Consider the following 21,249-nt stretch of genomic DNA (forward strand, 5'->3'; position numbering starts at 1 on the left):
TTAACATTTAAGTATAAAACCTAAGCTTCCTTTGTAGGTCGTATTATAGAATGAAGCAGGTAAGGTTTGCTTTTTCAGATAGACCAAAATTTCTTCTTCCAGCTTCTTTTTATCTGTTTCGCTCATTGCAGTGCAGCTCAGATTTTCTGCTTCTTTGTGGATGGTCTGGATTTTTCCATGTGCATCTATCACTAAAGAGAAACTGTACATGATTTTATCACAACCGGTACAGTCCGACTTAATCCGTTTCGAGGCCAGGAAAGGGTTCAGGCATTTGGCCATAAAGTTGATATTGATTTCCGTCCAGTCTAATGTTCTTGTTGCTTCGTTTGCGTTCATGGTTGTGCTATCTGGTGTTTGGGCTAGGGTGTCTTTTATTGCTGTGATTGCCGGTATATTTTCATTTGCGGCGGTAGTTTGATCTGCGGTTGCCTTTGTGGCCGGGGCCGGGCTTTTCGACTGACAAGCGATCAATACGCATAACAGCCATAGGGATAGGTATATTTTCATAGTTCTAATCTGAGAAGTAAATACTTTTTCTGTTTTTGTGTTCGGGGGAGAGGGTCTTTTCGTACTCATTCATCGCCTTAATGATGTCGTCCATGGTCTTCCCTTCCAATAGTTTTGTTAGAATCCTGGAGGCGTCTGCTACGACTGAATATTTAGTTCCAAAAAGCACGAGGTTTTCCTTGCTTTTCATTTTACCATCAGCAGTCGTTACCAGTCCGTGTTTCCTTGCTTTGTCTTTTACAGACCATTTCCCTCTGATTTCTTCTACGTAATCAATGGAAGTGCAGGCATTAAAAAACCAGACCTGATAGAGGTCTTCCCGAAAAAGGTTCTTTTTAGAGATGTTCTCCAGGTCATTGTCCTTCCTGTCGGATACTGCCTTCCGGTATTTCGTCAGGGAGGAAAGGTCGTGGGGCGATTGTTGCGTACTGATCTGACCTTTCAGGTGTGCTGCACTGTTGAGCCCGATGATAAAATTCTGCGCACTGCTTTTTTCATCATCGAAATCCGGGCCTATTCCAACACGTGCATGACCGCTATAGATCACAATTTCTGAGGTCGCAAGGAAAGAAGCAAAGACCTGGGCAGGGGCTTTTTTATGGGAACTGGTCAGATATATATAGATATCAATATCTATAGGTTGCAGGTTTGCACCGGTAAATTTTTTCCGCAGAAAATAAGTGTCATAGTATGGATCTGCGGCAGCAATCGTCTTTTTAACAAAACGATTGGCTTTCAGGATCGCCACAATCACATTCAGTTCATTGGAAAAACCGGGTATCTCGCCTGCAAATTCATAACCAATACCGATAGCAATATCCAGCCGACGGTCCCGCAATAATTTTGCGTAATCGATGTTTGCCATAAGATTTAATTTTAGAAAAAACTAAGCTTTAGGGCAATCGTTAAAATTTTGAGCGTTAGGTAACATGGTCTTTCGGGAGTAAAACCGAAGAGAAATGTTAAGGTGCTGGGGTCCCGAAAAGGGAAAATAGGAATGATAGAGTACCTCGTACTCCTTTCCCGTAAAATTTAATCTCGCTTTGAAAGCCATAGGTTTAAAATTTCAAGGTAAATGGATAATTACTCTAATATACAAAACTTCTTAATACACTGACAAAAAGCATATTAAGAAATTATTATTTTTCATTGGAACATAATTCTTTTTCAGCGGTCATGAAGCGGTCATGATCTTGTTGTTCATTTCATTGCGTGATCTGTAAGATCATGATGGTTTTATCCATAATGATATTCAAAGTCAATTAAAGGCAATAAGCTGCGGGTACTGATATCAGATATCCCATCACTCAGCACCGGATTATGCTCATTGCTAAAGAAACCGTTAGAAAAAGTAACCACATCCTGCTTTAAGGGATATACCGCAGCCCCTTCTTTATTGCTTAACCAGCCGACGTAATCGGTCATATTATGATAGGGCCCGCCAGCTACATAAGTGCGGCTGATGTAATAGGTTTGCTCCGGATAAATTTCCACCGGATTTTTGAGCGTAAAGAACTGAATGGAAGAAGTATGTTCCGGCTTTACCAGGCAGGTACTCAATGCTTTCGTCCTGCCTACCTGCCATAACGAGATGCGGTAAGTAATTCCCGGCTTCCAGGCCTGATATCCCACTTTGGTAATTAAGATGGGTTGTTCTGCATTAAACTGACAGGCATGGGTCTTCAGGTCCATGGCTACGATACTGCGGTAACCTTTATCCGACAGGAGGACAGAAATCAGCGTTTTGAGCGCATAAAAGCACATTGGCGCTTCAGGAAACTGCTGGGCCAGGACGGAAAAAGGAATGCCGGCGAGAGAGGAGATCAACTTCTTCATGATTTTGGTTCTTGGTTTGTACTTTCATATCAACCAGGAACAGAAATTGTTACCCCTACCGGCTAATTCAAGGAGAACTCCAGATAAACCGGCACATGGTCAGAGATCTTTCGTGCTTCTTTCAGCTCCGGGAAATCGGTATAAAAATGGATAATACCGGTATCACTGACCTTCAGTTTATCTTCGGGATAATAGAAGTTATCATATTCAGAAGCCAGGCAGTTGTCGTTGATGCAGCGTTGTTTCAGAGAAGTTTTCTGTTTGACCAGCGCTGAGGTATAGCCCATCTTTCTCAAAGGATTAAACACCGTATGTGATTGAGGAAGGTTAAAGTCACCACAAAAGATCAGGACATCATTTGGATACAGGTCGGGAAGGAATTTGAAATATTTGATTTCCATTTCCGGTTGTTTGGATTTTGGGCGTGCGTGGAAGGAGCTTAACGTAAAAGTTTTCTTCCCTGCTTTGAACCTTGCAAAATAAGGCTCTCTGTCGATCAGCAGATTATAATCTTTCTCCAGCCAGGCCTCTCCTACCTTTTGTAATTTACGGCTCTTCCAGATAAAGGCATACCTTTCCTTACTGTAGCGGTCGCTGGAAGTTCCATGGCTAAAAGTATATTCCCATTGGGTTCCGCTGCGGTTCAGCGCTTCTGTGAGTCTGATCACCGCCTTTGGCCCACCGTAACCTGCCACTACTTCCTGGATGGCCAGCACATCAAAGCTGTTCACTAAATTGGCAATAAAACTGATTTCCTCCTCGCTCTTGGACTGACCAAAATCTTTCAGGTTCCAGGAACAGACCCGGATCTTTTGTGCAGGGGCTTGAAAAAAACATAAAACGAACAGGAAAAGCATAGCATGTTTGACCATGCGGGAAAAAGACTGCATCAGGAGATTAAAATTTAAGGTTATTGAAGGATTATTTAATGGTATTGAGTTTCATTCTCTTCATGACAAAGAAGAATCCGATGGAGGTTAGCAAGAGCACAATTGCTGTTCCCCACCACAATACCGGAAAACCATATACTGCGGCAACACGTGTTCCTACAAATGGAGAAAACACATGCGCTACGGAAACAGAAAGGGCATTAATGCCCATATAAGCACCTCTGGTTTTTAGGGTAGAGCGCTGCAGGGTGATCGTTGCCATAAAAGGCATTGCCAGAATTTCCGCCAGGCAAAGCACAAACATCGCCGTATATAAGACCCACATTCCATGCGCCAGGTTAAGGATCAGGAAAGAAAAGCCACAAAGTAAGGTTCCCAGCACAATGATGTCTCTTGGCGACAAGCGTTTCTCAGCGATGTGCACCAGCAACATTTCCAGCAGAAAGACCACCACTCCGCTAAAGGCAAGGATCACGCCGATATTCGCTTCCGTCATCTGATAGACCGCTCTATAATATAGTGGAAGTGTACTTAAAAGCTGGAAAAAGCAAACGGTAAAGATGGAACAGAGGATACTAAAGAGCATAAAAAGCACATCTTTATAAGGAGAACGTTCTTTTACCGCTGTTTCTTCCATAATTACTTCGGATGCCTTCTTTTCATTTCCTTTTTTGTTTCTAAAATAAATGAAGAACAAAATGGCCGATAAAAATGCAGCAATGGCATTTCCATAAAACAAAAAGGTATAAGAAATCGCGGCCAGGAAACCTCCCAATGCAGGTCCGATAGAAAAGCCAAGGTTCATCGCCATCCGGTTCAGAGAGAATGAACGGATGATGTTATCAGGTTTGGAATAGTAAGCGATAGAAACAGAATTCGCCGGTCTGAATGTTTCAGAGATCAGACTTAACATAAACACGCCAATAGCCAGTTTCATTACGGTATTGAGCTCCGGAAGCAGGAAAAACATCGGAACGGTAAGGATCAGGCTAAAAAGCTGAACTTTAAAATGTCCTACTTTATCTGTCAGCCACCCTCCGGCAAAAGAACCTGCTACGGCACCGATTCCAAAACAGCTCAGGACCGTTCCGGTATCTTCCAGTGAAAAACTCAAATGATTGATCATATATACCCCCAGAAAAGGGATCACCATGGCTCCGCTCCTGTTGATCAACATGACCAATGCCAGCATCCATGCAGGTGCTGACAGGCCACGATAAGCATCTAAATATAAACGTAAAAACTCCTTCATCTCGTCTCGGCTATAAATTCAATGCCTGTTGTAAAATGCCTTCAATCATTTCTACTTCCAGGTCTTGGTTTGGGTCTATCAAAAGGATTTTCATTCTTGCCCTTTTCTCTGTTAACAGTGCAGGGTGATCAAGCTGATTTCCGTTGGCCATTCCGATATAAGGCTGTCCGTATTTCTTATGAATCCAGAGGTAACAGTACATTTTACCTTTGAAATAGAAAAAGGGCATTCCATATTTCCATTCGGTGGTCAACCGGGAATCCTGCTTCAAGATCAGGTCTCTTAAAGTCAGTAAACATCCTCTTACCGGTTCATCTTTATTAAAATAAAAGTTGTCCAGGGGAGTTAGCATATCGATCGATTGAAATATCTTTCTGAAGGCGCAAATTTAAGAAGAAAATATCGCCTTTCGTGCCTGGAATTTAATCACTATTAGAAATACGGATAAAATTAGGAGAATAATCAGGAAAGAAATCAGGTTACTCCTGGCTTCTCTCCAAAAGTCAATCTGCATTAAAAAACAGATAAGACGCTGATCACAAAGGAATTACCAGACAATATTTCAGCATAAAACGCTATTTATCAGACAATTAGTCATCTCTTTCTAATTTCGGCAGACATATTTTCCGATATTTCCTCAAAGAACAATATGGCATTTGCTTTGTTAATCTGCTGATATGAACTTCAACAACTTTACTATAAAAGCACAGGAGGCGATTCAACAGGCTTCTGAAATAGCTCAGGGCAATCAGCAACAGGCTATTGAAACAGCACACATCCTAAAAGGGTTGCTTACTGTTGATGAAAATGTAGTTTCTTATGTTTTAAAGAAACTAAATGTAAACCTAAATGTCCTAAGTCAGCATTTAGACAGTCAGATTGCCAAGTTTCCAAAAGTGACCGGCAGTAGTCCGTATTTAACTTCGGGAAGTAACTCTGCTTTACAAAAGGCACAATCTTACCTTAAAGAGTTTAAGGATGAGTTTGTTTCCGTAGAGCATTTATTACTGGGTTTACTCTCGGTGAATGACCAGACTTCAAAATTATTAAAAGATCAGGGCGTCACAGAGAAAGACCTGAAAAAGGCAATTGTTTCTTTAAGAGGCTCCAGTCATGTGACAGACCAAAATGCAGAAGCGACTTATAACGCTTTGAACAAATATGCCAGAAACCTGAATGAATATGCAGAATCAGGTAAGCTGGATCCGGTAATCGGCCGTGATGAGGAGATCCGCAGGGTGATCCAGATCCTTTCGAGGCGGACCAAGAACAACCCCATTCTGATTGGTGAACCCGGAGTAGGTAAAACAGCCATCGCTGAGGGGATTGCTTTCCGGATCATCAAAGGAGATGTTCCTTCGAACCTGAAAACGAAAACGGTTTTCTCATTAGATATGGGCGCCTTAATTGCAGGGGCCAAATACAAAGGAGAATTTGAAGAACGTCTGAAAGCCGTGGTAAAAGAGGTGACGCAAAGCGATGGGGACATCATCCTTTTTATCGATGAGATCCATACCCTTGTAGGTGCCGGCGGTGGCGAAGGTGCCATGGATGCCGCGAATATCTTAAAACCTGCTTTGGCACGTGGGGAATTGCGCGCAATCGGGGCAACTACCTTAGATGAGTATCAAAAATATCTGGAAAAAGATAAGGCCTTAGAGCGTCGTTTCCAGAAGGTAATGGTAAATGAACCGGATACTCAGGATGCAATTTCCATTCTCCGCGGACTGAAAGAACGTTATGAGACCCACCATAAAGTGCGGATTAAAGATGAGGCGATCATTGCTGCGGTAGAATTGTCGCAACGCTATATTGCAGATCGTTTTTTACCGGATAAAGCCATCGATTTGATGGATGAGGCCGCTTCTAAATTACGACTGGAAATGGACAGTGTCCCTGAGAACGTGGATGAACTGGACCGCAAGATTATGCAGCTGGAGATTGAACGTGAAGCGATCAAGAGAGAAAATGATGATAAAAAAGTAAAATCCCTTGGGGAGGAAATTGCAAACCTCTCTGCCGAACGTGATGAACTGAAAGCCAAATGGCAAAGTGAGAAAGACCTGGTAGATGGGATAAATGCAGAAATTGAGCAGATAGAAAACTATAAGCTGGAAGCCGAACAAGCGGAACGTGCGGGTGATTATGGAAAGGTGGCAGAGCTCCGTTATGGAAAAGTAAAGGAAGCGCAGGATAAAGTAGAAAAGCTGAAAGCAGAGCTGGAAGGTCATCAGACAGAAAGCAGGATGTTGAAGGAAGAGGTGACAGCAGATGATATTGCTGGTGTAGTAGCCCGCTGGACGGGTATTCCGGTAACGAAACTGGTTTCCAGTGAAAGGGAAAAGCTGTTACACCTGGAAGACGAGCTTCACAAACGTGTGGCAGGTCAGGATGAAGCCATCGAAGCCATCTCGGATGCCATCCGCAGGTCCAGGGCTGGATTACAGGATAAGCGTAAGCCTATCGGATCTTTCATCTTCCTGGGAACAACCGGAGTCGGTAAGACAGAGCTGGCAAAAGCACTGGCAGAATTCTTGTTTAATGATGAGAATGCCATGACGCGGATAGACATGAGTGAATACCAGGAACGTCATGCGGTGTCCAGATTGATCGGAGCGCCTCCGGGATATGTAGGTTATGATGAAGGTGGACAATTAACGGAAGCGGTTCGCAGAAAGCCTTATTCAGTGGTATTGCTGGATGAGATTGAAAAAGCCCATCCGGATGTGTTCAACATTCTCTTACAGGTATTGGATGACGGACGTTTAACAGACAATAAAGGTCGTGTGGTGAACTTTAAAAACACGATCATCATCATGACTTCCAATATAGGTTCTCATTTGATCCAGGATAACTTTAAAAACCTGAGCGATGAAAACCGTGATGAAGTGATTGCAAAGACAAAAAATGAACTGTTTGAAGTGTTGAAACAAACGATCAGACCAGAGTTTTTAAACCGGATTGACGAGCTGATCATGTTTACGCCATTGAACCGCAGCGAAATCAGAAACATTGTTGACTTACAGTTTAAACATGTGCAGGAAACATTGGCAGAGATGGGTGTCGAGATCGAAGCTTCTGTAGAAGCGCTGGATTGGCTGGCAGAATTGGGTTATGACCCTCAGTTTGGTGCAAGGCCGCTAAAACGTGTGATTCAGAAAAGAATTCTAAACGAATTATCTAAGGAAATATTGTCCGGAAAGATAGATAAAGACAGTAAAATCAAACTCGATACATTTGATCACAAATTTGTCTTTTTAAACAACAAATAAGGTTAAAAAACATAATTTTTAGTCAAGATAGTTAAGATTACTACAAAAGCTTAACTATCCTGACTTTTTTTATGATTTGTTTATATATTTTTCATTATAGCATATTTAATTCAATGGATTTTAATTAATATTGCTATACACAAATGAAATCAACAGTATGAACAAAAAATTAATCATCGCGGCCGCGCTATGCGGTCTCGCGCTCGGTTCCCACGCGCAAACAGAAAAGGGGAACTTCCTGTTAGGAGGAAGTTTCAGCTTTACAAGTCAAAAGAAAAACGAAGGCCAGCCCAGAACCAATTCCTTTGGAGCAGGACCACAATTTGGCTATTTCATCGGCAACAATTTTGCCATAGGCCTTGGACTGGGGTACTTTTATGCCAAACGAAAGCCTTTTGTCGAATACACTCAATATGAAGGACAGTCTATTCGAAACGCTGTCGACGGATATCAAAGCCACGGTATTACCATTAGTCCCTTTATCCGCTACTATGTACCCCTAGGCACTAAGTTTAAATTTTTCGGCGCGTTTTCCGCGAATGTAAGAGACCAAAGGGACAAATATATACGAGAAAACAAAAATAGCAACCCCAACGGAGCTACAATGAAATCTTACGGGCTAGCTTTGGCACCTGGTTTTGCTTTCTTTCCAACAAAAAAGCTGGCCATTGAATTTTCCACGAACCTGTTCAGCTACAATCGACTCAAATGGTCCAATTATTCGAGATCTGCTTCAGGACAGATGGTTACAAATGAATTCAGCAACGACCAGGTATACTTTGGCTTAACCACAATCCAGCCAGCAATTGGTTTAAACTATCATTTTTAACAGCTAACTCATAAATTCATTGGCTTGATCTAACGTTGCCCGCAACGTACGAAAAGGCACTTACTCTTATTACACAACAATAAAACCATTATATGAAAATCAAATCAATTATCACCATAGCCATTAGTGCATTTACCCTTACTACAACTGCACAAACAGAAAAAGGAACATTTTTATTGGGAGGCAGCGTCGGCTACTCATCCAACAAACACAAAAGCTCATCCCAATCAACAAGTACAAAGTCAGATTTTATTACAATATCTCCTAAAATAGGTTATTTCGTCGGCAATAATTTTGCAATAGGAACAAAATTAGATTACACAACATCCAAAAATATGTACCGTAGTAGTGATTACGCGAACGGTTCAGATGTCTTTAGTTCCTCTGAAAAAACCCATCGCTATGGGATTAGCCCCTTTGCCCGTTATTATATCAGTCTAACGGAAGCACTAAAATTTTATGGGGAGCTGGAAATGTTATTTGAAAAAGGAAAATCGAAACGGATCTACGACAATGGGAGCCCTTCGAGCTCCCCCTACAAATTCAATGCTTATCGTCCTGCACTCAGTCCTGGCCTGGTATTTTTCCCTTCGAAAAAATGGGCAATTGAATTTTCTTTCCCACTGATAAGTTTCGAAAGAAGAACTTATTCGGAGCTGCCGGAAGCAAATTTCAAAAGCAATACGAATTCGTTTGACTTCGGATTGAATACATTTAATCCAAAACTTGGCTTTAATTACCATTTTTAGTAATTGCATTAAAAAAAGAGCCGATCAGAGATTTCGTTTCTGACCGGCTTTTTTGTGGTATTTTTTTTCCGGATTATATTGTTTAAATCGAGCATACAATCAACAAATCCGTTCTTGATTTATTTTTTTGCTTCAATATTAGGAAGGAAACCTGTCAGCAATCCGATTAGCGGAAGGAAAGAACAAACATGGAATACATATTCAATACTGGTGCTATCTGCCAGTTTTCCCAATAACGCAGAACCTATCCCTCCCATTCCAAAGGCAAAGCCAAAGAACAGACCGGCTACCAGGCCAACCTTCCCTGGTATCAACTCCTGCGCATATACGAGAATTGCCGAGAAGGCCGAGGCCAAAATCATTCCTATCGGAACAATCAGTACGCCTGTCCAGAATAAATTTGCATAGGGAAGCATTAACGCAAAAGGAGCTGTCCCCAGGATGGAAAACCAGATTACATATTTACGGCCGAAACGGTCGCCAACCGGGCCGCCAACCAAGGTTCCTGCCGCTACGGAGAACAGGAATACAAAAAGATAAACCTGTGAGCTCTGAACCGATACCTGAAACTTATCGATCACATAAAAGGTGAAATAACTTGTCAGACTGGCCATATAAAAATACTTCGAGAAGATCAGCACCAATAAGATCGCTACCGCAAAAATCACTTTCTTTCTTGAGAAAGTATTCACTACTGTTTCAACTTTAGCCCCTTGTTTGGCTTTTTTCAGCATATAACCTTTGTACCAGTTCCCTACCCTGCTTAAAATCAGAATGGCCAGTAAGGCGATCAATGAAAACCAGATCACGCTAAATTGTCCATAGGGAACAATGATCCAGGCCGCCAGCAAGGGTCCAAGGGAACTTCCGGCATTTCCGCCCAACTGAAAGATGGATTGCGCCAATCCACGTCGTCCGCCTGAAGCAGCATGTGCCATTCTGGAGGCTTCAGGATGAAAAATCGAGGAGCCAGTTCCGATTAAAGCAACGGAAGCCAGCATCATATAAAATCCGGTGGAAAGCGATAGAATTACCAGACCAAGCAAGGTAAAACCCATGCCTATAGCCAGGGAATAAGGTTGTGGTTTTTTATCAGTATACATCCCCACAAAAGGCTGGAACAGGGAAGCCGCCATCTGGAAGGTTAGTGTAATCAGTCCGATTTGAGAGAAACTAAGGTGATAACTTTCTTTAATCACCGGATAAATGGCAGGAATCAAAGATTGAATGGTATCGTTTAATAAGTGCGAAAAACTAATGGCAAAGAGGATCGGGAAGACAGTATTTTCAACCATTTTCCCTGTGGAAGGGGCAGTATTCATGTCAAAATTAGTGTTAATTACAAAGATATAAAATGTTTTGTTTAAGTTTTACCTTGTTTTATTAGATAAAACCTCAAGAACAACAAACATTCTCTATTTGGAATTGTTATTAAGGATAGTTCATCAAATCATTAAATACATGAAAATTGCTTATATTTCTTCTTATCCACCACGCGAATGTGGGATTGCTACGTTTAATCATAACCTCCTTCGGGCAATAGGCCATGATAAAGTTGCTGTATCTGACGATAGCTTTGTAGTGGCGATGAATGATGCTGAGGGTTTAGATGAATACGAATACCCCAAAGAAGTAAAATACATCATCCGTCAGGAAAACCAAAAAGACTATATCCGTGCAGCCGACTATATCAATACCAGTCTTGCAGATGCCTGTATTCTGGAACATGAGTTCGGAATTTACGGCGGCGAAAGTGGCGTTTATATCCTTCCACTGATTGCACGGTTGAAAAAACCGCTGATCACCATTTTCCATACGATTTTAAAAGATCCCAACTACATGCAGCTGACCATCATCAGGGAAATTGCAAAACATTCCTCCAGAATTGTAGTGATGAGCCATCGGGCGGTAGGATTTCTAACCAGTATTTACGGAATTCCTTTTTCAAAAATACAGCTGATAGAACATGGCGTTCCGGACCTGGAAGCCAAAATTGAAAATCCGGTGAAACAATCGCTGGCCTTCAAGAATAAAAAAGTGCTGTTTACCTTTGGCCTGATCAGCAGGAATAAAGGTCTGGAAACGGTTATCCAAGCTTTACCTGCCATAGTCGCGCAACATCCGGATGTCATGTATGTGATTCTGGGGACCACCCATCCAGGAGTAGTCAAAAACTCCGGTGAAGAATATCGGGACAGCTTAAAACGGCTGGCAAAAAAGCTCAACGTAGAAGCCAACCTTACTTTTATCAATAAATTTGTTTCTGAGGAAGAATTGTTCGACTACCTTACCGCGGCAGATATATACATCACACCTTACCTCAATGAGGCGCAGATCACAAGTGGAACCTTGTCTTATGCCGTAGGTTCAGGTGCAGCAGTAGTTTCCACTCCTTATTGGCATGCACAGGAATTACTTGCGGACGACAGAGGAAGGTTATTTGACTTCAGAGATTCCGCAGGCCTTAGCCTTATCGTTAATGACTTGCTTGCTGATAAAGCAAAGCTGAGTTTGTTAAAATCCAATGCCTACGAATACGGTTTACATTTACGCTGGCCAAGCACCGGACAAGTCTTTATCGATGTGCTGGAAGAAGCCGTGTCCAAGTACCTGTCGGAAATGGAGAAAGCTGGAAAACAAATCATAGAGCCGGATATGATGCCTGCATTTAGCCTGGCTCATGTACAACGTTTGACGGACGATACAGGAATTGTTCAGCATGCTAAATATGGCATTCCGAACCTGAAAGAAGGTTATTGTGTGGACGACAATTCCCGTGCATTGATCCTTGCCATCCTCGCTTATCAGCAAAACAAAAGTAAGGGAGCATTGGAGCTTCTTCCCATTTACCTCAGTTTCATTCAATACATGCAATGTGAAGATGGCAACTTCAGGAACTTCCTGAGCTTCAAAAGAGAATACCTGGATGAGGTTGGCTCTGAAGACTCTTTTGGACGAACCGTCTGGGCATTGGGCTACCTCATCAGCAATCCACCTAACAATTCTTACCGGGAATTTGCCAAAGATCTTTTCTTAAAATCTGCAGGTCATTTTAAGAACTTAACGCACCTGAGGGGAATTGCCAATACCATTATCGGATTGGCAAAATATATGGAGGCACACCCTTACGACGAGTACATCCGGGAACAAATGGACTTTTTGGTGGCTCCGTTAAAGGCTTCCTATAAGGTCCATAAAACCAGTGAATGGCATTGGTTTGAGGAAAAAATGACTTACGACAATGGCATTCTTCCACTTGCGTTGTTCTCCTATTATGAGGTCAGTAAAGATCAGGAATCTCTGGATATCGGCTTGGAAAGCATGGAATTTCTGTCTCAAAAAACACTTGCCGATGGCTATTTAAATCCGGTAGGCAATGACGGCTGGCTCTTTAAAGAAGGCCCGGAAATGGCCTTATATGACCAACAGGCAATAGAAACTATGGCGATGGTATTGATGTACTTCAAGGCTTATGAGATTACCCAGAACCTCCTTTACATCAAAGAAATGTATTTATGCTACCAATGGTTTCTGGGAGAAAACAGCTTACACCTTCCGCTATATGATCACGAAACAAAAGGTTGTGGTGATGGTTTACAACCACATGGTGTAAACCGCAACCAGGGTGCAGAAAGCACCCTTGCTTATTGGATTTCACATCTGATGGTGCTTCAGGCTTTAGAATCTGAGTACGAATATATTCAAAGCGGAGATTTACTTTCCCTTCAAAAGGAAATCAATAATCCATCGATATAAGCATGAAGATCGCTGTATTGGCGCCCGTTGCCTGGAGAACTCCTCCGAGGCATTACGGGCCATGGGAACAAATGGCTTCCAACTTAACGGAAGGATTATCAAAAGCAGGAATTGAAGTCACACTTTTTGCCACAGGCGATTCTATGACCTCGGGAAAGTTGGATGCGGTAATCGACGAGGGTTATGAGGAAAACCGGGATCAGGACGCGAAAGTGGTAGAATGTTTACACATCAGCAACCTGATGGATCAGGCCGGCGATTTCGACCTGATCCATAACCATTATGATTTTCTTCCCCTGACTTACGCTGGCTTAATCAAAACGCCGATGATCACGACTATTCATGGATTTTCTTCGGAAAAGATCATCCCTGTTTATCAAAAATACAATGATCGGAGTTATTATGTTTCGATCAGTGATTCGGACCGGCATCCTTCACTTAAATATCTGAAAACAGTCTACAACGGAATTGACACTTCTGCCTTTGTCTTTAATGAGCATCCTGACGACTATCTTTTGTTCTTTGGACGGATACATCCTGATAAAGGGACTGCTGAAGCGATTCAAATTGCCATTCAAAGCGGGCGCAAACTGCTCATCGCAGGGATCATCCAGGACCAGGACTATTTCAATACGCGTATAGCGCCATTTTTAAGCGCCGACATTGAATTTATGGGCGCAGCCGGCCCGGAACAACGGAACGATCTGTTAAGGGGTGCCAGCGCTTTATTACACCCCATCAGCTTTGAAGAACCTTTCGGATTGAGTGTTGCCGAGGCCATGCTTTGCGGAACGCCTGTCATCGCTTACCGCAGGGGCTCCATGCCGGAGTTGATCAAACATGGGAAAACAGGATTTCTGGTAAAAGAGGTGGAAGAGGCTGCAGCTGCGGTTGCGCAACTGGATAGTATTGAGAGAGCAGGGTGCCGGGAATGGGCAATGAGCCGTTTTTCTCAGGAAAGGATGGTAAAGGACTATATTAGCCTCTACCATCAAATCTTATCTGTTACTTCTTAGTTTCTTCTTTTAGCGCTGCTTTTTCTCTGGCTGCAAGGGCACAGGCAGAACTTTTCAATTTGTCGAGCACCAGTTCAATCTTTACCGAAGCAAAAGAGGAACAATAATCCGACAAGCCATAAGGAATGATCAGCTCATCGTTATGAATGATAGAACCACAGGAATACAACACATTGGGCACGTAACCTTCCCTTTCATCGTTGTTAGGAACAACCAACGGCTCATCGAGCCTGCCAATCTCAATTGAGGGATCATCCAGATTAAACAAGCTGGCACCTAAACAATAGCGGCGCATCGGGCCTACCCCATGGGTAATCACCAGCCATCCATCTTTTGTTTCAATCGGGGAACCACAATTCCCAATCTGGATAAATTCCCAGGGGAACATTGGCGCCTGCAGCTTTACAGGATTGTCCCAGACGGTTAATTTATCTGAATACATGAGGTAATTGTTCCAGCCATCAATTCTGGACATCATCGCGTACTTTCCGTTTATTTTGCGCGGGAAAAGGGCAAGGTTTTTATTTTGAGCACCAATCCCATGCAAGGGACTGATTTTAAAATCATAGAAATCTGTGGTCTGAAGAAGTTTAGGCATGATCATCGCCCCGTCAAAAGCAGTATAGGTGGCGTAATAAATCACGGAACCATCGCTTTTCACAAAACGAACAAAGCGTGCGTCTTCAATTCCCTTACGTTCAAATTCTGAGATCGGAAAGATGACGCGATCGGAAATATCGGTATCTCTGGAGAAACTGATCTCATGATAGGTATCAGACAGCCATAGAATTTTATCATATTCCAATTTCCTGAGGTCTTCTTCCTGAAGACTTTTGGTATCCAGAATGATCCTTCTTAAAGTCGCATAATCAAACTTTTCTTCCAATTTTTTGCCAAGCTCATCAAGGATCTCAATATCAATCTTGGAATCTGCAGCCTTTTTCAGGAACAACTTCTTATTATAGACTGCATTTTTAATCACCTCCGCTTCGTCAATATAGTTTCCGGCAGGAATTACCGTAATGTTATTATCTCTGTCTATAAGGGCCCTGCGGAAGACTACAGAGGAAATATGTCCCTCACCTACCGCCCTAAAGCTGATGATGACTCTTTTCTCTCCTTCTACCAGTTCAGACTGGTCAGGATCTTCTATAATAGATGGATTAAAGAAAGCAGCCGATTCTATGGAATATTCATGTGTAAAATACGAACCAATGAGTAAACGCTGGTATTTGTCCAGAGATTCGGGATCAAAACCGGCATCATTAATGGCATTGACAACCTTCTTACAATGTCTTGTTAAGATTTTGGTAATGTTTCTATGTCGTTTGGAATATTCCTGCAATAAAGGGGAAATGATTCCAAAGACCTCCTGGTCGGAAAGTGCCATCACATGTTTAACAACTTCTATTGCTCTTTCGTCTCCATTAAAAAAGAAACGTGCGATCACTCGTTTTGGATCAGGATATACTTTAACCGGTTTTCGTTCTACTAATAATCTCATGTGTTATTAACGTTTCAGAAGGGTAAAAAGGTTTTATGAATTTAGAATTATTTTCAAATAACAACAACCCTGAATTCTAATGTTTGCTTTTTAGCACATCCTTTTTGTCAGAATCTGTGTCAAAAAGCGTACAAAACAAGCTGACAATATTACAAAATAAGTCAGACTGACGGTGTGATCTCAAGACGATAAAATGACAAATATCAAGTGATTGTCATTGCAAAATAATAAAGATATTTCATTAGTAATCTTATTCACTTATCAATTAACGAGTTACACAAAACGTTCATTTTTAAGTCATGAGCTGATATTTCGTTTGGCATAGCAGTTGACTATATAACATCAATGGTCAGAATATATAAAACAATAAATGACCTGATTAATCAATTAAAAAATAAGAAGATGAAAAAATTATTATTATCATTAGTTGCAGTTTCTGCATTCGCATTTAGTACTCAGGCACAAACTGAAAAAGGAAAGATTATGGTTGGTGGTAATGTTGCATTCGATACGCAGAAAAGCGATGCTTCAGGCGCTAAATCAAATACAAACTTCCAGATCGTTCCAAGTGTTGGTTATTTTGTAGCAGATAATTTCGCAGTAGGTACAGGTATTGGTTATGGTTACAGCAAAACCAGCGGTACCGTTTCAGGAGCTGTAACTAACATGGGTAACCAAAACACAGCATTCGTAGTAAGTCCTTTTGGTCGTTATTATGCTAACCTTTCTGAATCTTTCAAATTCTTCGGACAATTATCAGTTCCAATGGCATTCGGTAAAGACAAAGAAGTAAACGCAGATGGTAAAGTTGGTGCTAAAACAGCTTCTACAACAGAAATAGGTGTTGCTTTATCTCCAGGTTTCGCATTCTACCCTACTAAGAAAATCGGTATCGAGTTTGCATTAAACGGATTGAACTATAACAACCTTCGTAAAGAAGATGGAAATGGCAACAAATTAAAAGGTGCTGGTTATGATGAGTTCAGCTTTGGCGCGAATTTCTTCTCTCCAAAAATCGGTATACAGTTACATTTTTAAGCATTTCTACTTAAATAGATTTGGTTAGATCAACAGGCCGGGGCAATTTGTCCGGGCCTGTTATTTTTAGGGATTTTTTTCTAATTTTAGCAATGAAAGCAGTTTACCGCTGCGGCTAACTTATATATTCTTATGAAACAAATACTTTTAATTGCCTGTGGTATTGGGCTTGCACTTTCTGTAAATGCTCAGGAAAGCCCTTTAAAAACCATTAAGGACAACGCTGCAACTGCAGTTAAGAACCAGGGACAGTCAGGAACCTGCTGGAACTACTCCACTACTTCATTAATAGAATCGGAAGAACTGCGTAAAGGATTGGGAGAATTCAACCTTTCTGAGATGTATACCGCACGTAACATTTATCTTGAAAAAGCTAAAAACTATATTCTTCGTCAGGGGAAAGCTCAATTTGGCGAAGGCGGACTGGGACATGACCTGATCCGCGCAATCTCTTTATATGGCGCCATGCCTCAGGAAGCTTTCCAAGGAGTAAGCGGAGAAATCCCCAACCATAGCGGATTAGAAGAAGCCTTAAAAACCTACCTTGACCAGGTACTGAAAAAACGCCCGCTTGATGCCAACTGGCTGAAAGGTTATGAAGAAATCCTGAATCAGAAAATCGGAACTCCGCCCGCAACATTCGACTACAAAGGAAAAAATTATACGGCAAAAACTTTTGCTAAAGAGGTGTTAAAGTTTGATGCAAACGACTATGTAAACATCTCTTCTTTTACTCACCATCCTTATTATTCTTCATTCATCCTTGAAGCACCTGATAATTTTGCGAACGGATCGTTTTACAATCTTCCATTGAACGAAATGGTGAGTCTGACAAAAACAGCGCTTAAAGATGGGTATACCATTATGTGGGATGCCGATGTGAGCAGCAAAAACTTCCAGCAAAAGAAAGGATATGCGATGATGTTTGCAGATGATGCAGATGTAAAAGCAGCTACTTTAAATCCGAATGCAAAAGAAACTGCCTATACTGCAGAATTACGTCAGCAATTGTATGAAGATCTAACCACTCAGGATGATCATTTAATGCACCTTACCGGCCTGGATCAAAGCAGTGATGGTAAGTACTTCTTTAAAGTGAAGAATTCATGGGGTGATGTAGGTCCGTTCAAAGGATATATCGAAGTTTCAGAACCTTACTTTGCCATCAATACGGTTAGTTTAGTGGTACCTAAGGCAGCTTTGTCTAAGGAATTGAAAAAGAAATTAGGGTTGTAAGTTTGCGCTTATTTTAAAAAAACGATGTGCTTTGCGTCCTCAAATCTTTTGAAGGAAAGATTTGTATGTCCTTAAAGCACATTGTTTTTTTTATGATCAAGCACGGATTTTAAGGATCTGTCACCACCTTGATCTCATAGACGGAATGCGCTCCGGATACAGCGATGTAAAAAGGATCAAAACGTCCTAATCTTGCAGCCCACAATGGAAAAGAGTGCCCATCTCTGATAAGATCTTTAAAATGGGTCTCATCAGAAAGAATATCAGCTCCATAAGTTTTAAGGATTATACTCCATATGCTTTGGTCATGCCTGTGATTTATAAAGCCAGGATCCTGAAGCTCCTGATTTAGCTCATCAGTAAATAGTTTAGGATTGTCTTGTAAAACATGATACCATCTATTTACTAAGCTGACAGAATGCGTACATTTTCTTACTAAAAAAATGGTTCCAATGACCTGTTTAGAATGAGTAACCACTTCCGTTGAGTTAAAATATTCAAATACTTCTTTTTTAGTGTACTCATACTCTTTATGATTTATTTCAAAAGCAAGAATTCCGGTTTCGGAGGCAATTAGTTTCTCTATATACTGGTTGAAGCGCTCTTTCCCCCAACTATTAATCATACATCCTGCATCGCAATAAACCAGGATATCATTCTCTTCGATTTCGTCAAGCGTTCTTTTCACGAAATAAGGTTTCCAGGCAAAGCTTCCTCTATCCGTATGATTGAGTATATCATAAAATTCTGTGAGAAACTCAGACGTCATGTCTTCGTTGGAAAAAATAGTCACGTCGTCAAAGAAAGAAGATGAAACCGCTGTTTCTCTAAAAAACTCCCGCTGTGTTTCATAGCGGAAATCACCATAACTAATTAGTTTTATTTGCATAAAAATCTATTTTTAATGAAAATAGGAACAAGTTTTCCAAAAATACTGTGAGCAATAATTATGAGACATTTGACCCTATTTCAATTTAATAATCCTAATTAAATTGCTATTCCATCAGGGTGCAGACAAAGCTTTCTGACAAATAGAAATCAGTCATGAAAAATGAAACTCAAAATAATCGCCACCAACCTTTAATTTCTTGTATATGTATCACGTATAAACGGCCACAGCAGCTTCTACAAGCAATCGCTAATTTTAGGGATCAGACTTATATCAATAGAGAATTAATTATTTCGCACACAGACGACGACATATCCACTAAAGATCTTATTGAAAAAGTATCAAAACATGATTTACTAAAAATAACAGCAGTTGAGCGTAGTGTAAAAGATCCACTGGGAACAGCAAGGAATATTGCGATTAGCACCGCAAAAGGTGAATATGTTTGCATTTGGGATGATGATGATTATCATGCACCAGACAGACTGAAATACCAGGTAAATACTTTAGAAACAGCTGGAACAAATTACCAGGCTTGTATATTATCAAGAATCACATTGTATGATAACCTAATGAAAAGGGCCTACTTAACGCGGTTATACAATTGGGGGGGGACACTTTTATGTCGCAGATCTATTCTCTTACAAAATCCGTATCCGTCTGTTCATCTCTTGGAAGATATCGACCTGATCAGGTTTTTGGAATCTAAAAAATTACTAAAGCGCATTGATGATACGTTTCTGTTATACATTTACGTTTATCATGGAACAAATACAATTGATCACCAACACTTTAGATACTTTACAAGAAAAAGTTTCAGATTCAATAACAGTTTTAATGAGATTATTCAAAAAATGCTTAATGAGGGTACTGAATTTTTAATATATTAAAAGTATAGGTTAAAAATATCCCATCCGGGTAGCCCAAAACGGAAAGAACTGTCCTTCTCTCATAAAATCGTCAAAGTAAGTTTCATCTGGCAACACTTCTGCACCATACATTTTCAGTATTACACTAAAGATGCTTTGATCATGACGATGAGCAATAAAATCAGGATGTTGGGATTCGGGATCTAATTTATCGGTAAAAAGCCAAGGATTATCATATAAAGTTTGATTCCATTTGTCTATCATCATGCAAGTATGTGTACACTTTCTAATCAGGATAATTCCGGAAATGATTTGTTTCGAATTGATGATCTCTTTAGAAACATTAAAATATTCGAATACCTCTCTTTTAGTATACTGGTATTCTTTGAGTTCCATCTCAAATGTGATGATCCCGGTTTCTGATGAAATTAACTTTTCAATATATTCTTTGAATCTTTCCTTACCCCAGTCATTAATCATACAGCCCGCATCGCAATAGATCAGAATATCTCCTTCTTCAAGAAGATCAAGTACTCTTTTTATAAAGTAAGGTTTCCAAATCATGTATCCCCCACCTTTGGAAAATTGCAAAATTTCATAAAATCTCTCTGTAAATGTTACCTCAAGATCTTCATTGGTAAACATCGTTACTTCATCAAAGAAGGAAGAGAATAATGCAGACTCCTTAAAGAATTCCCGTTGCACTTCATATCTCATGTCTCCATAGCTGATCAAATGTATCTTCATAACTAGCGTTAATAAGTGAATTTACTCAAGTTACAAAGAATTTGAATCTATGGTTTTACTCTGTTGCTTTTGGGACAAATGTCCCTATCAGAGGTCTAAAATCTTCATTAAATTACATTATTAAACTTCTTCCATGAACGCAAAACCTCAGCATCCTTTAATTTCCTGTATCTGTATTACACATAACCGACCACAACAGCTACTCAATGCCATCATCAATTTTGAACATCAGGATTATCCTCATAAAGAATTGGTAATTTCTTATCCCAAGACAGATCACCTCACCAAAAATTTGGTAGAAAAAGTCATCAAGCTTTCTCAATTGAATATTATACAGGTAGAACGTAAGGAAGAGATGAGCTTAGGAGCGGCAAGAAATCTGGCCATCATAGAAGCAAAAGGAGACTATATCTGTACCTGGGACGATGACGACTGGCATCATCGGGAGCGGCTTACTTACCAGATGGCAGCAATTCAACACCACAATATACCATACAAGGCCAGCATGATCAGGAGAGTTGTATTGTACAATAAAACTGCAAATATCGCTTACCTATCTGCCTCTTACAATTGGAGCGGGACCCTTTTATGCGACAAAATGCTCATAAAAGAACATCCGTACTTAGCCACGAACCGGCTAGAGGATATCCTCCTTATTAAATTTCTGGAGTCAAAAAATTACCTTCATCATATTGAAGACATTTATGACCTCTATATTTACGTAAATCATGGAAGAAATTCTTTAGACGCCATTCATTTCAGATATTTCACCAGAAATGGCCCAAAGTTAAATCCAGAATTCACGCAGCGTATTGCCGACAATATAAATGCATCATTTGAAATAAAATAGCCTATG

19 protein-coding genes are annotated in these 21,249 nt (G+C 40.7%); 9 read left to right on the plus strand and 10 right to left on the minus strand.

What is annotated here, in order from left to right; translation table 11 throughout:
- From BLQ87_RS09895 to BLQ87_RS09920, 6 genes are all read right to left on the minus strand, one after another.
- Positions 1 to 510 (minus strand): hypothetical protein, encoded by a 510-nt coding sequence (locus BLQ87_RS09895; protein WP_074605994.1) that lies wholly within the window; start codon positions 508 to 510, stop codon positions 1 to 3.
- A 4-nt stretch (positions 511 to 514) separates the two neighbouring features.
- Positions 515 to 1,375 (minus strand): hypothetical protein, encoded by an 861-nt coding sequence (locus BLQ87_RS09900; protein WP_074605995.1) that lies wholly within the window; start codon positions 1,373 to 1,375, stop codon positions 515 to 517.
- A gap of 371 nt (positions 1,376 to 1,746) precedes the next feature.
- Positions 1,747 to 2,346, minus strand: coding sequence for a DUF4082 domain-containing protein (locus tag BLQ87_RS09905; protein ID WP_074605996.1), 600 nt, complete (start codon positions 2,344 to 2,346; stop codon positions 1,747 to 1,749).
- 62 nt (positions 2,347 to 2,408) lie between these two features.
- Positions 2,409 to 3,236 carry an endonuclease/exonuclease/phosphatase family protein gene (locus BLQ87_RS09910; protein ID WP_216857750.1) on the minus strand — a complete coding sequence of 276 codons (828 nt, stop codon included), beginning with the start codon at positions 3,234 to 3,236 and terminating at the stop codon, positions 2,409 to 2,411.
- Positions 3,237 to 3,267: 31 nt separating this feature from the next.
- Complete coding sequence (locus BLQ87_RS09915; RefSeq protein ID WP_074605997.1) at positions 3,268 to 4,488, minus strand: MFS transporter; 1,221 nt, start codon at positions 4,486 to 4,488, stop codon at positions 3,268 to 3,270.
- Between the two features lie 10 nt (positions 4,489 to 4,498).
- On the minus strand, positions 4,499 to 4,840 hold the full coding sequence (locus tag BLQ87_RS09920; protein WP_074605998.1) for a DUF1801 domain-containing protein: 342 nt from the start codon (positions 4,838 to 4,840) through the stop codon (positions 4,499 to 4,501).
- 325 nt (positions 4,841 to 5,165) lie between these two features.
- On the opposite strand from BLQ87_RS09920, the gene clpB reads away from it, so the two are divergent.
- The 3 genes from clpB to BLQ87_RS09935 all read left to right on the plus strand — a co-directional run bounded on the left by clpB (position 5,166) and on the right by BLQ87_RS09935 (position 9,338).
- Positions 5,166 to 7,760, plus strand: a complete 2,595-nt coding sequence (clpB, locus tag BLQ87_RS09925; RefSeq protein WP_074605999.1) for an ATP-dependent chaperone ClpB — start codon at positions 5,166 to 5,168, stop codon at positions 7,758 to 7,760.
- A gap of 157 nt (positions 7,761 to 7,917) precedes the next feature.
- Positions 7,918 to 8,589 carry an outer membrane beta-barrel protein gene (locus tag BLQ87_RS09930; RefSeq protein WP_074606000.1) on the plus strand — a complete coding sequence of 224 codons (672 nt, stop codon included), beginning with the start codon at positions 7,918 to 7,920 and terminating at the stop codon, positions 8,587 to 8,589.
- Between the two features lie 92 nt (positions 8,590 to 8,681).
- Complete coding sequence (locus BLQ87_RS09935) at positions 8,682 to 9,338, plus strand: outer membrane beta-barrel protein (RefSeq protein WP_074606001.1); 657 nt, start codon at positions 8,682 to 8,684, stop codon at positions 9,336 to 9,338.
- Between the two features lie 119 nt (positions 9,339 to 9,457).
- Here the strand turns inward: BLQ87_RS09935 and BLQ87_RS09940 are convergent, their stop codons facing one another.
- Positions 9,458 to 10,660 carry an MFS transporter gene (locus tag BLQ87_RS09940; RefSeq protein WP_074606002.1) on the minus strand — a complete coding sequence of 401 codons (1,203 nt, stop codon included), beginning with the start codon at positions 10,658 to 10,660 and terminating at the stop codon, positions 9,458 to 9,460.
- A 139-nt stretch (positions 10,661 to 10,799) separates the two neighbouring features.
- Between BLQ87_RS09940 and BLQ87_RS09945 the strand changes: the two genes are divergently transcribed.
- Positions 10,800 to 13,094, plus strand: a complete 2,295-nt coding sequence (locus BLQ87_RS09945) for a glycosyltransferase family 4 protein (RefSeq protein ID WP_074606003.1) — start codon at positions 10,800 to 10,802, stop codon at positions 13,092 to 13,094.
- A gap of 2 nt (positions 13,095 to 13,096) precedes the next feature.
- Positions 13,097 to 14,110, plus strand: a complete 1,014-nt coding sequence (locus tag BLQ87_RS09950) for a glycosyltransferase family 4 protein (RefSeq protein WP_074606004.1) — start codon at positions 13,097 to 13,099, stop codon at positions 14,108 to 14,110.
- Here BLQ87_RS09950 and BLQ87_RS09955 read toward each other — a convergent pair.
- Positions 14,100 to 15,614, minus strand: coding sequence for a glycoside hydrolase family 130 protein (locus BLQ87_RS09955; RefSeq protein ID WP_074606005.1), 1,515 nt, complete (start codon positions 15,612 to 15,614; stop codon positions 14,100 to 14,102). The genes BLQ87_RS09950 and BLQ87_RS09955 overlap by 11 nt on opposite strands.
- 402 nt (positions 15,615 to 16,016) lie before the next feature.
- On the opposite strand from BLQ87_RS09955, the gene BLQ87_RS09960 reads away from it, so the two are divergent.
- Positions 16,017 to 16,652: an outer membrane beta-barrel protein gene (locus BLQ87_RS09960; protein ID WP_074606917.1), complete on the plus strand. Its 636-nt coding sequence runs from the start codon at positions 16,017 to 16,019 to the stop codon at positions 16,650 to 16,652.
- Positions 16,653 to 16,784: 132 nt separating this feature from the next.
- Complete coding sequence (locus BLQ87_RS09965; RefSeq protein WP_074606006.1) at positions 16,785 to 17,888, plus strand: C1 family peptidase; 1,104 nt, start codon at positions 16,785 to 16,787, stop codon at positions 17,886 to 17,888.
- A gap of 109 nt (positions 17,889 to 17,997) precedes the next feature.
- On the opposite strand, the gene BLQ87_RS09970 is transcribed toward BLQ87_RS09965, so the two are convergent.
- Positions 17,998 to 18,777: a hypothetical protein gene (locus tag BLQ87_RS09970; protein WP_074606009.1), complete on the minus strand. Its 780-nt coding sequence runs from the start codon at positions 18,775 to 18,777 to the stop codon at positions 17,998 to 18,000.
- A gap of 155 nt (positions 18,778 to 18,932) precedes the next feature.
- Between BLQ87_RS09970 and BLQ87_RS09975 the strand changes: the two genes are divergently transcribed.
- Entirely contained in the window at positions 18,933 to 19,667 is a 735-nt protein-coding gene (locus BLQ87_RS09975) for a glycosyltransferase family 2 protein (RefSeq protein ID WP_074606011.1), read from the plus strand.
- Between the two features lie 9 nt (positions 19,668 to 19,676).
- On the opposite strand, the gene BLQ87_RS09980 is transcribed toward BLQ87_RS09975, so the two are convergent.
- On the minus strand, positions 19,677 to 20,393 hold the full coding sequence (locus BLQ87_RS09980) for a hypothetical protein (RefSeq protein ID WP_074606013.1): 717 nt from the start codon (positions 20,391 to 20,393) through the stop codon (positions 19,677 to 19,679).
- Between the two features lie 133 nt (positions 20,394 to 20,526).
- On the opposite strand from BLQ87_RS09980, the gene BLQ87_RS09985 reads away from it, so the two are divergent.
- The gene (locus BLQ87_RS09985) at positions 20,527 to 21,243 is read left to right on the plus strand and encodes a glycosyltransferase family 2 protein (protein ID WP_074606016.1); all 717 of its coding nucleotides are present in this window, start codon (positions 20,527 to 20,529) and stop codon (positions 21,241 to 21,243) included.
- Positions 21,244 to 21,249: the final 6 nt, after the last annotated feature.

Origin of the sequence: Pedobacter steynii (assembly GCF_900103665.1) — a bacterium.
GTDB lineage: Bacteria > Bacteroidota > Bacteroidia > Sphingobacteriales > Sphingobacteriaceae > Pedobacter > Pedobacter steynii.

What these genes read in the sequence shown, in the direction of transcription:
- BLQ87_RS09935 (WP_074606001.1), top strand. Translation starts at nt 8,682, where the DNA reads ATGAAAATCAAATCAATTATCACCATAGCCATTAGTGCATTTACCCTT.
- BLQ87_RS09910 (WP_216857750.1), bottom strand. Translation starts at nt 3,236, where the DNA reads ATGCAGTCTTTTTCCCGCATGGTCAAACATGCTATGCTTTTCCTGTTC.
- BLQ87_RS09905 (WP_074605996.1), bottom strand. Translation starts at nt 2,346, where the DNA reads ATGAAGAAGTTGATCTCCTCTCTCGCCGGCATTCCTTTTTCCGTCCTG.
- BLQ87_RS09920 (WP_074605998.1), bottom strand. Translation starts at nt 4,840, where the DNA reads ATGCTAACTCCCCTGGACAACTTTTATTTTAATAAAGATGAACCGGTA.
- BLQ87_RS09985 (WP_074606016.1), top strand. Translation starts at nt 20,527, where the DNA reads ATGAACGCAAAACCTCAGCATCCTTTAATTTCCTGTATCTGTATTACA.
- BLQ87_RS09900 (WP_074605995.1), bottom strand. Translation starts at nt 1,375, where the DNA reads ATGGCAAACATCGATTACGCAAAATTATTGCGGGACCGTCGGCTGGAT.
- clpB (WP_074605999.1), top strand. Translation starts at nt 5,166, where the DNA reads ATGAACTTCAACAACTTTACTATAAAAGCACAGGAGGCGATTCAACAG.
- BLQ87_RS09915 (WP_074605997.1), bottom strand. Translation starts at nt 4,488, where the DNA reads ATGAAGGAGTTTTTACGTTTATATTTAGATGCTTATCGTGGCCTGTCA.
- BLQ87_RS09980 (WP_074606013.1), bottom strand. Translation starts at nt 20,393, where the DNA reads ATGAAGATACATTTGATCAGCTATGGAGACATGAGATATGAAGTGCAA.
- BLQ87_RS09970 (WP_074606009.1), bottom strand. Translation starts at nt 18,777, where the DNA reads ATGCAAATAAAACTAATTAGTTATGGTGATTTCCGCTATGAAACACAG.
- BLQ87_RS09950 (WP_074606004.1), top strand. Translation starts at nt 13,097, where the DNA reads ATGAAGATCGCTGTATTGGCGCCCGTTGCCTGGAGAACTCCTCCGAGG.
- BLQ87_RS09975 (WP_074606011.1), top strand. Translation starts at nt 18,933, where the DNA reads ATGAAAAATGAAACTCAAAATAATCGCCACCAACCTTTAATTTCTTGT.
- BLQ87_RS09960 (WP_074606917.1), top strand. Translation starts at nt 16,017, where the DNA reads ATGAAAAAATTATTATTATCATTAGTTGCAGTTTCTGCATTCGCATTT.
- BLQ87_RS09965 (WP_074606006.1), top strand. Translation starts at nt 16,785, where the DNA reads ATGAAACAAATACTTTTAATTGCCTGTGGTATTGGGCTTGCACTTTCT.
- BLQ87_RS09940 (WP_074606002.1), bottom strand. Translation starts at nt 10,660, where the DNA reads ATGAATACTGCCCCTTCCACAGGGAAAATGGTTGAAAATACTGTCTTC.
- BLQ87_RS09945 (WP_074606003.1), top strand. Translation starts at nt 10,800, where the DNA reads ATGAAAATTGCTTATATTTCTTCTTATCCACCACGCGAATGTGGGATT.
- BLQ87_RS09930 (WP_074606000.1), top strand. Translation starts at nt 7,918, where the DNA reads ATGAACAAAAAATTAATCATCGCGGCCGCGCTATGCGGTCTCGCGCTC.
- BLQ87_RS09955 (WP_074606005.1), bottom strand. Translation starts at nt 15,614, where the DNA reads ATGAGATTATTAGTAGAACGAAAACCGGTTAAAGTATATCCTGATCCA.
- BLQ87_RS09895 (WP_074605994.1), bottom strand. Translation starts at nt 510, where the DNA reads ATGAAAATATACCTATCCCTATGGCTGTTATGCGTATTGATCGCTTGT.